Raw genomic sequence first — 12,014 nt, forward strand, 5'->3', positions numbered from 1 at the left:
ATTCATGATCGGAATTGAATTACGCTGCGTTTACCTCAAATTTACAGTATCCTTGGGACCTAAGTCTCCAACCGTAATTTGGTATTTCTCATCAACTTTGCTATTTTCTTTTCATCGCATTCCGGATCACAGATCATATTCGTTGCACCGGAGGAGCGGCATTGGTTATGCGATCATTTCATTGATTACTCCGGTGCTGTCGCCATGGCGATCGGTAGTCACACCGACACCCTGGAGGAGAGTCAGCCAGGCGTTGCAGAGCGGTGTATTATTCTCAACTACAATATTCTCCCCCAGTTTGAGTCCGGCTGCGCGTCCGGCGACGAGAGTTGGGCAATTCGTCAGGTCGTGTCCCGTGCGGATATTGCTCCCATAAGCAAGAACGACATTGTCAAACAGGCTACTTCCGTCCTCCTCCTGAGTAGTCTTTAGTTTATCAATAAAGCCCGCCAGCAGCTGGCTCTGAGTTTGGTCACGCTGTTGAGAACAGACCAGTTTTTCGCCGCGAGTCGAGTGATAATGACTCATGTCGTGAGGGAAGACTTTGTTCCCAATACTGGTGAGAAGAGTCGCGACAGGCTGTCGATACGTAATCACACGGGTACTATCCGTCTGAAATCCAGCAACAATCAAATCGTACATTAACTTGATTTCGTCGCGACCCAACAACTCCGATGAAGGTTCGGCGAAAGGAGCCTCAGGTCGCGGCCTGTCCATCCATTTCTCATCTTTGCTCAGGCGAGTCTCGATGTTGCGGATGCTGTCAAAATATTCGCTCAGTTTTTCGTTGTCATCTTTGCCAAGACCACGTTGCAGGCTTCGGGCATTTTCAAGCACGGTATCCAGCACACTGCGTCTCTGGGCAATTAGTAGACGCCGCTGTTCAAGCGGCACTGAATCTTTCGAGAACAGCCTGTGATAAGCTTGCAACGGCCCATTGTCTCCTCCTATCGGTTTGCCGCTGGCATCCCAGGCCAGAGAGAGGCCTGGGCCATGCCCGGAACGGTCTCCCTGTTCGCTGTGATTCAATTGGAGAGAAGAAAATCGTGTATGCTGACCAAACTCGTTTGCGGCGACTTGATCTGCAGAGATGGTATTGCAATAGCTCTGGCCAGGTTGTGCGTAGGGATTTGCACCAGTCAACCACCAAGTGCTGCCTGCATGACCTTCGACGGAGAATTTATTCCGCAGTCCCTGCACGATTGAGAAGTCGGCTTTGTGTCTATCGAGCGGCTTCAGTCCGGCTGGTAATTCGTATTCGGGACCAGGTGTTTTCATGTCTGGGAAAAAGGATTCTTCAGTCACTCCCCATCCAAAGCCTAAAAAGACCATCCGCTTGGGTGGTGCTACAGGAGGGGCCGCAGTTGCAAAGCGGCGAAACCCGAATGATTCGAGAAATGGCAAGGCGACGACTGCTGTCGCCGATCGCAAAATTTCACGTCGGGTTGGATTCATTAATGACATCTGAACTCTTTCATTTCAATTGGAATTCGGGGCTATTGACCAAGGCGTGAATAAACGCATGGATGGCAAAGTCATGCTCTCGTGCCTCTTGAACGATATTTTCGATGAGACGTTCATCCGTAAAGCCAACCGGACGGCCAAGCGCGTACTGAATTAATGCTTCTGTAAAACCTCTGGCGAAGTCCTCTTCGTGTGATGCGACGAGATCGCGAAGTTCAAAATAATTCTCAAAAGCAGGGCCATTGTATAATGAGCCGGAAGGATCGACTTTCCATGTTATTTTCTTGTCGGGGTCAGGTTTGCCTTTATCATCAACGACTTGAAAACTGTCCTCTGTTCTCCAGTTACCGACGGCATCAAAATTTTCCAATCCAAAGCCGATAGGATCAATCTTGCGATGACAACTGGCACATTGAGGTTCTTCCTGATGAGCCAGGATTCGCTCTCGTGTTGTCAGCGTTAATCCGGCCAATCTGGCGAGCTGTGGAACATTGGCGGGTGCCGGAGGAGGTGGGTCGTGGAGTAGCTTTCGCAGGACCCATGCACCACGTTCGACCGGGCTGGTTGTGTCGCCATTTCCCCCCATAAGATGAATGGCAGACATCCCCAGAAAGCCTCCTCGGGGAGAATCTTCCGGCAGTTGCACTCTTCGATAGTGGTCTCCGTGAACCCCGTCGATACCGTAATAATTGGCAAGTACGCTGTTTATGACCACATAATCTGATTTTAAAAGATCTGTAAGAGCGCCATTGTTATTCAAGAGATATTTAACGGTTTTATAGATCTCGATACGAGCCGCTTGCCGAGTGCTGTTATCGAAGCGAGGATGCTTATCGAGATTAACTTGAAAAAAGTCCAGACGATCAAGCCCCAGCCATTGGTAGGTAAATCCAGTTACAAAATTTTCCATTCGAGGATCGCTCAGGAGTCGAGAAACCTGTTCGCTGAGCACCTCAGGCTGATTCACTTCACTGTTTTCGGCAAGAGAATACAGTGTATGATCTGGAGGGCCGCTCCACAAAAAGTAAGCAAGCCGGTTGGCTAATTCATGATCCGTTAATGCTCTTGGCCTCTCGGCCATGCGAGGTTCGGAGTGATAAAGAAACATCGGTGATGACAGGACAATCGCCAATGTATCTTTTAGTGAATCGGTATGTTTTGCACCCAGTTTTCGATGTGACTGGTAGATTTGCACGAGACGATTGACATATTCCGGGGATGGTTCGACTCCTCGAAATGCAGTTTTGGAGAATTGATCAAAAGCCCTATATAAATCATAGTCAGAGGGCATCTCTGAATTATCGTCGTGAGGAAGATGGCTGATTGCTGCCATGCCCGCAGACGTCTGCTCATCCGAGGCGGGGACACGTTCAATTTCTATCCAGTCGACCCAGAGTGCAAACGTTCGTCCAATTTCGTGATTCTGGCTCCGCCCTTCACGAGCAACTCTTGTCGCTTGATCCCAATTGTCTCGGGTCCCTTTTTCTCTCAGAAACAGCGAACGATTCGCCCGTTCTTTATTCGCCCTCGTCATCGTGAGTGGGATTTCGACGACCTGAGGGGCGTCGATTGTGCCTGTGATTTCATGAACACTCAACGCCTGTTGAGACCTCGGGTTAATTCCGAATTCGATAAACTTTCGATCGGAAGTGGCGTGTTCTGTTGTCCCGGCGCGGAATCGGACGACGTATTCACCAACTGGCCAACTGAAGGGAACCAGAAGATTGATTGTGGCATTGTCGAGAACGGAGGGATGTTCGTTAGAAGCGGCCAGATAGGCTCCAGTATCCGTTGCGGGCTGTTCCAGATAATATCGATGATAAGGAAGATGGAATGGTCGCAGCGCGGTAATCGCTTTATCTGCGTTGTTTTCTACGGTGTTGAATCCAAAGGTTTCCGGGGCAGGGACCCCAGGGAATTTCTTCCAGGATCGATAGAAGATATGTGCGTGATTCCCCAATGGTCCTGCACGAATTTCCGCAACAATGTTAGCGTTTTCAGGTTTTGCGACCGCCTCATCAACCAGTTTCGTCCATTCTGTAGCCCGGCTTTGTGCATCAAGTTGGTATTCGATATGCTTGGCCACTTTCGAGGTAATCTCCTCGGTTTCAAATCGAAGTATATTGTGGACATTAAAGGCCGCTTTCCACTCAAATGCTTCATCGAGGGCCTCTCGCCCTAATGCCATGTATTGTTCAAACTGAGTGCTCGACATGTAGAGATTCGATCCAACGGTGTCGAAGCTGCCACTTCCGATATCGGACGGGAGATCATTCACATTAATTTCCACACCCAGCAGCTCATGCAGAGTATTCTGGTACTCCCGTCGATTGAGCCGCCGCATCGTGATCACGCCTTTCTGATCAGCGAGGTTTCGACGTGCGGCTACCATCGCATTTGCCAGATGATCGAGGAAATCCGCTTTGAGCGACTTTTCAATTGCTGGCTCTTCTTTCGGTGGCATCTCTCCCGAATTCAGGGCATTGAGTACCTTCTGCCAGCGAGCTGCGGTTTCAATATCTGAAATCGTTAATGGTAAAGTATCGACACGAAATGCTGCTTCGGCATTATTCATACTATGACAATCCAGACAGTGCGACTGAAGTAGAAGAAAATGTTCCTTTGCAATCGTGACAACTGGGGCTTCAGCAGCAATCAAAAATACAGAATGTAAACCGCATCCTGTCATCACAAGACCGATAAGAATTAGATTAAAAATTTTCTTCATCAGTAGTTCAGTCGTAGCTAATATCACCGTTCGCGATTATTAATCGCTTGGTGTGTGTCAGAATAAGTGTCCACAATTGAGGGTGTTACCAAACCTAACTGGTCTTCTGATAAGAATAAAGCATCTTTGATATCGATGAAAGAGTTGCTTTGAGTGGGAATTGTGATTTTCCTATTGCTGGGGAATCACACTCACTCTTTCTCACAGGAGGACCACCATGCTCTTTCTCGGTATCGATCAACATGCACGACAACTGACCGTCTCCCTGAGAGACCAGCAGGGAGACGTCCTGCTCGCTCGACAGGTCTCCACTCGGCCTGTCAAGATTCTACAATCCTTTGACCAACTCAAACAACGCTTTGCCGAGCACAACGAATCGTTCATTGCTGCCCTCAAAGAGTTTGAGCTGATTGAGAAGACTGTAGATCGTTCACGATCGGAATTAAAAAATGCTGCGTTCCCTCATGCGATGCTACAACAGCAGCAGTTTCGCAGACCATATTGACTATTGAAAAAGACTGTATATTATTAATCGTAGATAAACGATAAAGGAGCAGAATGTCCACAGTCAGGAAAAATCAGCGAACGTGTGATTCGCGTCCGGTCAAATTGCCGGACGATGAGAGCGCTGGTGTTTTAGCCAAGCTGGCTTGGGCGGTCGCTCATCCGGCTCGTGAACGAATCCTTCGGTTGTTGATCAGCCGGGAATCGTGCATATGTGGAGAGATTGTGGCGGAACTGCCACTTGCCCAGTCAACGGTCTCCCAGCACCTGAAAATCCTGAAGGAGTCCGGCCTTATTCGGGCAGAGATTTAAGGTCCCAAGGTCTGTTATTGCATCAACTCCGAACGACTCGAACAACTCAAGACGCTCATTGCTGAATTGTGACCGTTTATTTTGCCCTTGCACAGCGACGATAAACGATAATGATTCACTGAATGGAAAACACGGATATGACTCAACCCGATGCTAGCACCCCGGATAATAAAGGAATTGGCTTTTTTGAACGTTATCTGACCGTCTGGGTCGGGCTGTGTATTGTCGCAGGAATCGTGCTCGGGAAGATCGCTCCCGGAATTGCCAAATCACTTGATGGGATGGCGATCTATGTCAATGAGGCTCCGGTGATTTCGATTCCTATCGCAATCTGCCTGTTCTTCATGATGTACCCGATCATGGTCAAGATCGACTTCAGCGAAGTTGTGAAAGCGGGCAAAGCAATTCGCCCCGTTGGTTTGACGTTGTTACTCAACTGGGCAATCAAACCGTTCACGATGTACGCGATTGCCAGTTTCTTTCTCGGCACACTGTTTCTTGGTTTTATCGGTCCCGACGCAGTCGATTACGTGAAAGCCCCATTGGGGAGCAATCTCGACGTCGGTGCAACGTATGGCGCGGGCGAAGTGGTATTAGTTGATGGCGTGAAGATGCTGCAAGTTCCGCTCTGGCGAAGTTACCTGGCGGGGTGTATCTTGCTTGGTATCGCTCCCTGCACGGCGATGGTTTTGGTTTGGGGATTCTTGGCGAAGGGGAACGATGGACACACGCTAGTGATGGTCGCGATCAATTCGCTGACGATGCTAGTGCTCTATGGTGTTCTGGGTGGGTTCTTGCTTGGAGTCGGCCAGCTTCCCGTTCCATGGCAAGCGTTATTGTTGTCGATCGGTGTCTATGTCGCGTTGCCGTTGGTGGCTGGATACCTCTCTCGTAAATGGTTGATCGCGACTAAGGGGGAAGCGTGGTTTCGCGACAAGTTCCTGAAAATTCTGACGCCAATCACCATCACAGCACTGCTCGTAACGCTGGTATTGTTGTTTTCCTTCAAAGGCGAAACCATTGTTGAAAACCCGCTCACAATCTTATGGATCGCCATTCCCTTGACGATTCAGACGCTGATGATCTTTGCACTTGGCTACGGGATCAGCAAAGCAATGGGATTCACTTACGAGACCGCCGCTCCGACAGCAATGATTGGAGCATCGAATCACTTTGAAGTGGCGATCGCGACTGCCACGATGTTGTATGGATTGTCGTCAGGAGCAGCGCTGGCGACCGTTGTGGGCGTACTGATCGAAGTGCCTTTGATGTTGGGTTTGGTCAAGTTTTGTATCAAAACGAAAGGCTGGTTCCCAGCCGAATCGTCCGACGAAGGCGAATCGAGATAACCGGATCTGGTATCCCATTAGGGCGGTGTAATGAAAAACGTAAAGCACAAAGGAAAATGTTTACATTGCACATCGACGCACCACTAGGAATGGTGCGTACCGACCAGAACATTGGGACCGATGCACGGCAGTGGGATAACTGCTGTCAATGTCCTTAAATATAAAAGCTAAGACAGGCTCTGCATGGTGAGAATTACAGTCGAAACCACTGTGTCAACTAACTATCAGGCCATTTATCTTTGGAGAAAGCGTGATATCAAAAGTACAAATTTACGACAAGGCGATGTGTTGTTCGACTGGTATCTGCTGACCGCAGGTTGACCCTCTGCTACCTCGGTTTGCAAGTGATCTGGAATGGTTGAAGTCGAAAGGGCATCATGTCGAGCGATTCAATCTTTCTCAACAGCCAGCAGAATACGCAAAGAATACGACGGTTCAGCAGATGCTGTACACAGATGGCGTTGACTGCCTGCCGCTGTTGCTCGTGGACAGCAGAATCGTGAGTCGCGGCGAGTATCCGACTCGGGAGAATCTTGCACTGTGGACGGGGACGCCATTGAGTGGCTCCTGTTAAGGTATTGCCATGAAACATCTCGATCATCCCACTCGTATTATTTTTTCACCGGTAAAGGTGGCGTCGGCAAGACCACCATGGCTTGCGCGACCGCTGTGCTGAGCTCAATGAATCGTTAATTGCGGTGGTGGAAGTCAGCGGGTTCCCTCGGGTTCGCAGTCTGGCCAACTACTTGGGACTGTCGCCTGGCTGTCGCAACAGCGGCGAGAGCAATCAAAGGCTGGGCCGGATCACCAAAGCGTGCAGTTAGTTACACTGCTCGCTGGCTGCTGGCCCAGCTCGCTTACCAGGCAGTGAGGAAGGACCGCCTGCTGCGGGAGCCCGATGAAGTGGCGACCATTTCAATCGATCAGATTGAGGTCAGAAAATACGTTGGTGGATTGATCAAGTCGTTTGAGCGGGAGGTGGTTTAATCTAGAGAAGGGCAGTTTCACAAGCAAATTGAAATTAACGACCAAATCCGGTATTCATCGACTGATTGTCAATGTGACGAAAACTCACTCGGATAAGTCCAGAATTTTGTGACAAATAGCCTGGCTATCAGTGAAAAATGTGCAGGAATTGTAGCTCAAGGCTATTACCCTCCCGAAGCATAATGTAGTCACAACATCGCTTACTTACTCAGGCAGCTTCGGATCGTACGTCAGCAACTCCGGCCGCGAGCAGAATGGAGATGCAGGCAGGCCATCGCGGTTATAGAGGTTACAGTTTTCCGGGTTGATGGCGTAGGCGTACCGAACGGCGATCGGTGACAAGACATCCTTGCAACTGACGGCGACCTGCTTGCCGTCGAGCACAGCAGTGGCTGGGTGCCATTTGCCGGATTTGTCAACGACCTCGAAATAGGCCAGCTCGTCGCCCGGTGTCTCGCGAGGTTCTGCAAGCCCTTTTTTGTCCGACACCATCAGGCCATTCTCGGCGTGGCTGAAGTGAATCACGACGCTGTCTCCCTGAATCTCCTGCCGTTCAAACACAGGACCACTAAATGCGATCGAGCGACCGTAGTCTTTTGCCAAGGCCCAGCGGGCCAGCCGCTCGCCGACATCAATCTTGTTCGGTGGATGAATCCCCGCACCATCGAGATCCACGGACACCACCATGCCCGTGTGCGGCAGATCGGCGGCGAGCCGTTGCTGCTCTCGCAGATAAGGCCAGCCCTCGCCAGCACCGCTTCCAGGAAGCTGCACGAAGTAGACCGGCAGTTTCCGGTCGCCAAACGCCTGACGCCAACCGTTGATCAACGCCCGCATCTTGTGCTGATAGTCGCGCGGGTCTTCCTGAACGCCACTGTTGGATTCTCCCTGATACCAGATCGCGCCACGGACGCCGAAACGGCTGATCGGAGCCAGACGGGAATAGAATAGTCGTCCCGGCAACCAGTTGGCATCACGTGCGCGGACTCCGCCAGGCATTTTCCAAATCGCATCCAGGTCGCCGCGATCTCCGAGTTCCAGTTCCTTCTTCAGAGTCGGGTGTGAATCGAATGCCTCTCGCGGGATATACGGCTCGATTGGAGTTCCGCCACGCGAGGAGTCAATCATTCCGATGGGGACGTTTAGCTCAGCATGGAGCCGTCGCGCGAAATAGAACGCGACGCCAGAAAACCGTGAAACGGTCGTCGGATCACACACGGTCCAAGTTGCTCGCTGACGTAAGTCGTCCAACGGCTGCGAGCTCTCTGGTTCGTTGATGCGGCAGAACCGCAGAATGGGCAGGTCAGCTGCAGAAATGTCCTTCGCAACAGCCTCCAGTTCCTTCGCCATCGCATCAACATTCATTGCCATATTGGATTGACCACTCGCATGCCAGACTTCGCCCACGAGGACATCGTCGAACACGATCGACTGCCCGCCGCTCTCGACTCGCAGTTGCCTACCTTGTGGGTCAGCCTTCATCGGTTTGAAGGTGACGGACCAAACACCATTCTGATTGGCAACTACCTTCTCTGTCTGATCGGTAAAAAAGACGGTCACTTTTTGACCAGCATCCGCCCAGCCCCAAATGTGAACAGGCTGGTCCCGTTGCAGAACCATGTGATCAGCGAAAATTCCTGCCAGCCGTAACTCGGCTGACGCATCACGAGTGCCGACGCCGAGCAGGAATGTCAGGATGATCAGATGGACGCGGTAATTCATTCGGTAAAACCTATTCATCGTCTGCTTGAAGTTTCAAAACGGCAAAGATCGCACGATGGTCTGAAGCGATGTCCTCGTCCAGCACATTGACCTCAACAACTTTCCAGCGATTCGCCGAACGGTGCAATATAAAGTCGATCTGCTTCGTCGGCTGATTCACCGGCACAGTTGCCATGGGCTTTTCATTCGCACGAGTCCACTTTTCCCCGAACAGTTGAAGCGTTTCACTGTCAGGCGTGGCGTTCAGATCACCTGCCAGCAACGCGGGATGTTGTGGATGACTCGCGATCAGCTCATTGATGTACTTCGCTGAGGCGAGGCGTTCGCGTTCATCAGCTCGATAGTCCAGGTGTGTGGCCAGTAGCAGCAGCGACTCATTGGACTTCGGCAGACTGATTTCCATCTCGATGACTCCGCGTTGCTCGCTGTCGTCGATATTGGGTAGGAGATGGTTTTTGTGTCGGGTGATTGGAAACCGTGACAGTACGGCGTTGCCATAGTGGCCGCCTTGCAGTTCGATATTTGCACCGAAGATGACATTCATTTCCGTCAACCGAGCCAGTTCAGCAGGCTGATCCACACTGTCAGTTCGCTTCACTTTCTGATCGACTTCCTGCAAGGCCACTATGTCCGGTTTGACAGAGAGTATGACACTCGCGATCCGCTCGACATCCAGCTTACGATCTATACCTTCTGCATGGTGAATGTTGTAGCTGAGCACTCGCAGGCGAATTGGTTCTGCGGAGTGACATGTTGACACGGACAGCAGCGACACCGCTGCCAACAATACGCACTTCATCAACTGTTTCATGTTTTTGTACTTTGTTATGCTCCCCGCCAGGTCAGCGTTTTCGATTCCCCATTCCAGGGATGCTGAACGTCGGTGGTGTGCGTGGTGAGTGTGACTCCGCTGGCAGTCAGTTTTGCGGTCGTCCAACCGGTCGTTGATTTCTTCGGATCGGCGACATACGACGTCGCAGGTGTATTCAGAATGTGGATGCCTTGATGTTCGGCATAGCTGCGATCATGGATGTAGGCTTTGACCCACTTCCGCATGCCAATGACGTTCCACAGTTCCTGCGAGTCAATCAGTCCGCCAGGAGAGTGCAACGGATCACCTCCCAGACGCGGATTATGATGGGCCACGATGATCGCGGGCTTCGTTTGCCAACCATCGAGTGCTGAGGCGAGCCATTCCAGTTGCTGCGTACCGATAGTTCCCTGAGTCACCATCGTCTTTTGCAACGAGTCGAGTAGGAAAAGTTGGCATGCTGTGTTTCGATGACGGCGATATGACGTGACTCGACAGGAGGCTTATCCGGTCGCTGCTCTTTGAGTATTTCATAGAACGCATCGCGGTGATCGTGGTTGCCGAGCGTGAGATGGGTATCGACGCCAGCTTTCTGAAGTGGAGCAATCAGTTTGGCAAAATGCCGATAGTCTCCCGGCTGTCCATCCTTCAGAGCCAGATCACCGTTAATGAGCACGCACGCTGGCTTGGTCGTTCGATTCACCAGCTCGGTGACAACCTGGCGCAAATGATTGGGGACCGGAGAATCCTCCGGGTGTTTTTCACCAATGTGAGTATCGTTCAGCAGATAAACCAAATCGGCATCGACTTCGCCAGCCGCTGACGCCTGGACGTTGTGCCCATACAGCAGAACACTCGCACCCGCAGCTTGAAGAAAACTCCGTCGAGTTAGGGTCGTCAAATGGATTGGCAAATCATCAGCCTTCTTTTGGGTAACATCGCAAGCTTTGCGGAATTGACATCATACCATTATATGCGTGGCATTATCAAAGCGGACGAATGGCGAATCTATAAACGGCATTGCTCTTTTGAATTGCGAATGCGGGCTGCAAGTTTGCCGAAATATGACGACCAATCGCCGAGAGATATATTGACGCTGCCATCGTCAGCAATTCAATGCGGGCGGATAACGCCTGTCACGCACATAAATCGAACCGCCCAGTGAATGCGTGCCTTGAGATCGACCCAACCATTTTGCCCATTAGATAGGCCGCATATGACGAGTCCGCGAAACGTAGCCACACGGCCAACTGCAAATCAGCTCTCCGATGATTCGTCCATGGAAATACTGTCGGTACTGTCGTTGTCCGTCAGGTGCAACGGCGCAGGACCGGCTGGGCTAGACAAACTACAAGCTTCTCTTTCACCTTGGGACAAAGAATTTCGAGCCGCAAAACCGAAGCATACGCCTTCGCTTGAATTGCACGTCGTCGATCAGCAGTCTTTCGACATTTACGACATGAAGAAACCGTTCAATATGGGCGGAACAGACACAAATGAAGGCCTCCTCTCATCGGAATTGGATTGGCTGGATGGACAACTTGAGAAGCTTTTTGCTACTGATTTCCGTGCGAACGACGACTACACGATTCCTTTCAAATGGAATGGCGCGCGGTCACGTACGGTTGTCCTCTACAGTGATGAATCCGTGGCGGCATTCCCGAAGTTAGTTCTCGGGATTCAAGACGTCTTGTCGAATGCAAAGCAAGATTGGATCATTTATCTTCAAACCGACGATGTGCAGCCAGAGTTCGCTGTTTGGGTTTACCCTGACAAGGTCGTTGTGACACATGAGTACGCAGGAACTGTGCGATCTCTCGTCGATTCACAAGAAGGCTGAACCAAGCGATGAACGCGGAGTGGTCGACCGCGCGTTTACAAATGGAAGATCAACCGCGGCCATGTTTAGCATGCCAGACAAGCCATACCCAGCACTAGCTTTTCCTCAATCACCCCCACAAGAACATTGAATCTATCGGCCGAGCAATGTGGACATGCGAATGTGTCATCAACAAGCATTAGGTAAAATCACATCTATGCAATGCTGCGGTAGCTCGCGGAATTTCTCAGATGCATTGTTATTTTAGGAGATGCGTGTCTCTGCCAACATCACTTATTGTCTGCGAGAAATTCCAGA

Annotated in this window: 11 protein-coding genes and 2 pseudogenes; 7 read left to right on the forward strand and 6 right to left on the reverse strand. The window is 50.8% G+C overall.

Annotated elements, in window-relative coordinates:
• Positions 1-165 precede the first annotated feature (165 nt).
• Positions 166-1,455, reverse strand: coding sequence for a DUF1552 domain-containing protein (locus Pan54_RS07870; protein WP_146506356.1), 1,290 nt, complete (start codon positions 1,453-1,455; stop codon positions 166-168).
• Between the two features lie 19 nt (positions 1,456-1,474).
• Positions 1,475-4,192: a DUF1592 domain-containing protein gene (locus Pan54_RS07875; protein WP_261343172.1), complete on the reverse strand. Its 2,718-nt coding sequence runs from the start codon at positions 4,190-4,192 to the stop codon at positions 1,475-1,477.
• 217 nt (positions 4,193-4,409) lie between these two features.
• Here Pan54_RS07875 and Pan54_RS07880 point away from each other — a divergent pair, with 217 nt between their 5' ends.
• The 6 genes and pseudogenes from Pan54_RS07880 (at position 4,410) to Pan54_RS26765 (ending at position 7,181) form a co-directional block, all read left to right on the forward strand.
• Complete coding sequence (locus Pan54_RS07880; RefSeq protein ID WP_146502961.1) at positions 4,410-4,697, forward strand: hypothetical protein; 288 nt, start codon at positions 4,410-4,412, stop codon at positions 4,695-4,697.
• A 53-nt stretch (positions 4,698-4,750) separates the two neighbouring features.
• Positions 4,751-5,080: pseudogene (locus Pan54_RS07885) on the forward strand (ArsR/SmtB family transcription factor).
• A gap of 50 nt (positions 5,081-5,130) precedes the next feature.
• Positions 5,131-6,357 carry an ACR3 family arsenite efflux transporter gene (arsB, locus tag Pan54_RS07890; RefSeq protein ID WP_315852375.1) on the forward strand — a complete coding sequence of 409 codons (1,227 nt, stop codon included), beginning with the start codon at positions 5,131-5,133 and terminating at the stop codon, positions 6,355-6,357.
• A gap of 322 nt (positions 6,358-6,679) precedes the next feature.
• A pseudogene (locus Pan54_RS07895) lies at positions 6,680-6,931 on the forward strand (arsenic metallochaperone ArsD family protein); the annotation flags it as partial.
• Entirely contained in the window at positions 6,898-7,050 is a 153-nt protein-coding gene (locus Pan54_RS26760) for an ArsA family ATPase (protein ID WP_165441659.1), read from the forward strand. The pseudogene Pan54_RS07895 and the gene Pan54_RS26760, both read left to right, overlap by 34 nt.
• An 8-nt stretch (positions 7,051-7,058) precedes the next feature.
• Positions 7,059-7,181, forward strand: a complete 123-nt coding sequence (locus Pan54_RS26765; protein WP_390621945.1) for a transposase — start codon at positions 7,059-7,061, stop codon at positions 7,179-7,181.
• 367 nt (positions 7,182-7,548) lie between these two features.
• Here Pan54_RS26765 and Pan54_RS07910 read toward each other — a convergent pair whose 3' ends face one another.
• The 4 genes from Pan54_RS07910 to Pan54_RS07925 are packed head-to-tail and all read right to left on the reverse strand — an operon-like array spanning position 7,549 to position 10,790.
• The gene (locus tag Pan54_RS07910; protein WP_207310082.1) at positions 7,549-9,066 is read right to left on the reverse strand and encodes a sialate O-acetylesterase; all 1,518 of its coding nucleotides are present in this window, start codon (positions 9,064-9,066) and stop codon (positions 7,549-7,551) included.
• Positions 9,067-9,076: 10 nt separating this feature from the next.
• Positions 9,077-9,877 (reverse strand): endonuclease/exonuclease/phosphatase family protein, encoded by an 801-nt coding sequence (locus Pan54_RS07915; protein ID WP_146502964.1) that lies wholly within the window; start codon positions 9,875-9,877, stop codon positions 9,077-9,079.
• A gap of 14 nt (positions 9,878-9,891) precedes the next feature.
• Positions 9,892-10,299 carry a metallophosphoesterase family protein gene (locus tag Pan54_RS07920; RefSeq protein ID WP_146502965.1) on the reverse strand — a complete coding sequence of 136 codons (408 nt, stop codon included), beginning with the start codon at positions 10,297-10,299 and terminating at the stop codon, positions 9,892-9,894.
• A complete protein-coding gene (locus Pan54_RS07925; protein ID WP_146502966.1) occupies positions 10,293-10,790 on the reverse strand; it encodes a metallophosphoesterase in 498 nt (165 codons plus the stop codon). The genes Pan54_RS07920 and Pan54_RS07925 overlap by 7 nt, the downstream gene beginning before the upstream one ends.
• A gap of 366 nt (positions 10,791-11,156) precedes the next feature.
• Here Pan54_RS07925 and Pan54_RS07930 point away from each other — a divergent pair, with 366 nt between their 5' ends.
• A complete protein-coding gene (locus Pan54_RS07930; RefSeq protein WP_146502967.1) occupies positions 11,157-11,717 on the forward strand; it encodes a hypothetical protein in 561 nt (186 codons plus the stop codon).
• Positions 11,718-12,014: the final 297 nt, after the last annotated feature.

The sequence above is a fragment of the Rubinisphaera italica genome (genome assembly GCF_007859715.1).
Lineage (GTDB): Bacteria > Planctomycetota > Planctomycetia > Planctomycetales > Planctomycetaceae > Rubinisphaera > Rubinisphaera italica.

Coding starts and splice junctions, on each gene's coding strand:
- Pan54_RS07870 (WP_146506356.1), bottom strand. CDS start 1,455: ATGAATCCAACCCGACGTGAAATTTTGCGATCGGCGACAGCAGTCGTC.
- Pan54_RS07875 (WP_261343172.1), bottom strand. CDS start 4,192: ATGAAGAAAATTTTTAATCTAATTCTTATCGGTCTTGTGATGACAGGA.
- Pan54_RS07880 (WP_146502961.1), top strand. CDS start 4,410: ATGCTCTTTCTCGGTATCGATCAACATGCACGACAACTGACCGTCTCC.
- arsB (WP_315852375.1), top strand. CDS start 5,131: ATGGAAAACACGGATATGACTCAACCCGATGCTAGCACCCCGGATAAT.
- Pan54_RS07910 (WP_207310082.1), bottom strand. CDS start 9,066: ATGAATTACCGCGTCCATCTGATCATCCTGACATTCCTGCTCGGCGTC.
- Pan54_RS07915 (WP_146502964.1), bottom strand. CDS start 9,877: ATGAAACAGTTGATGAAGTGCGTATTGTTGGCAGCGGTGTCGCTGCTG.
- Pan54_RS07920 (WP_146502965.1), bottom strand. CDS start 10,299: ATGGTGACTCAGGGAACTATCGGTACGCAGCAACTGGAATGGCTCGCC.
- Pan54_RS07930 (WP_146502967.1), top strand. CDS start 11,157: ATGGAAATACTGTCGGTACTGTCGTTGTCCGTCAGGTGCAACGGCGCA.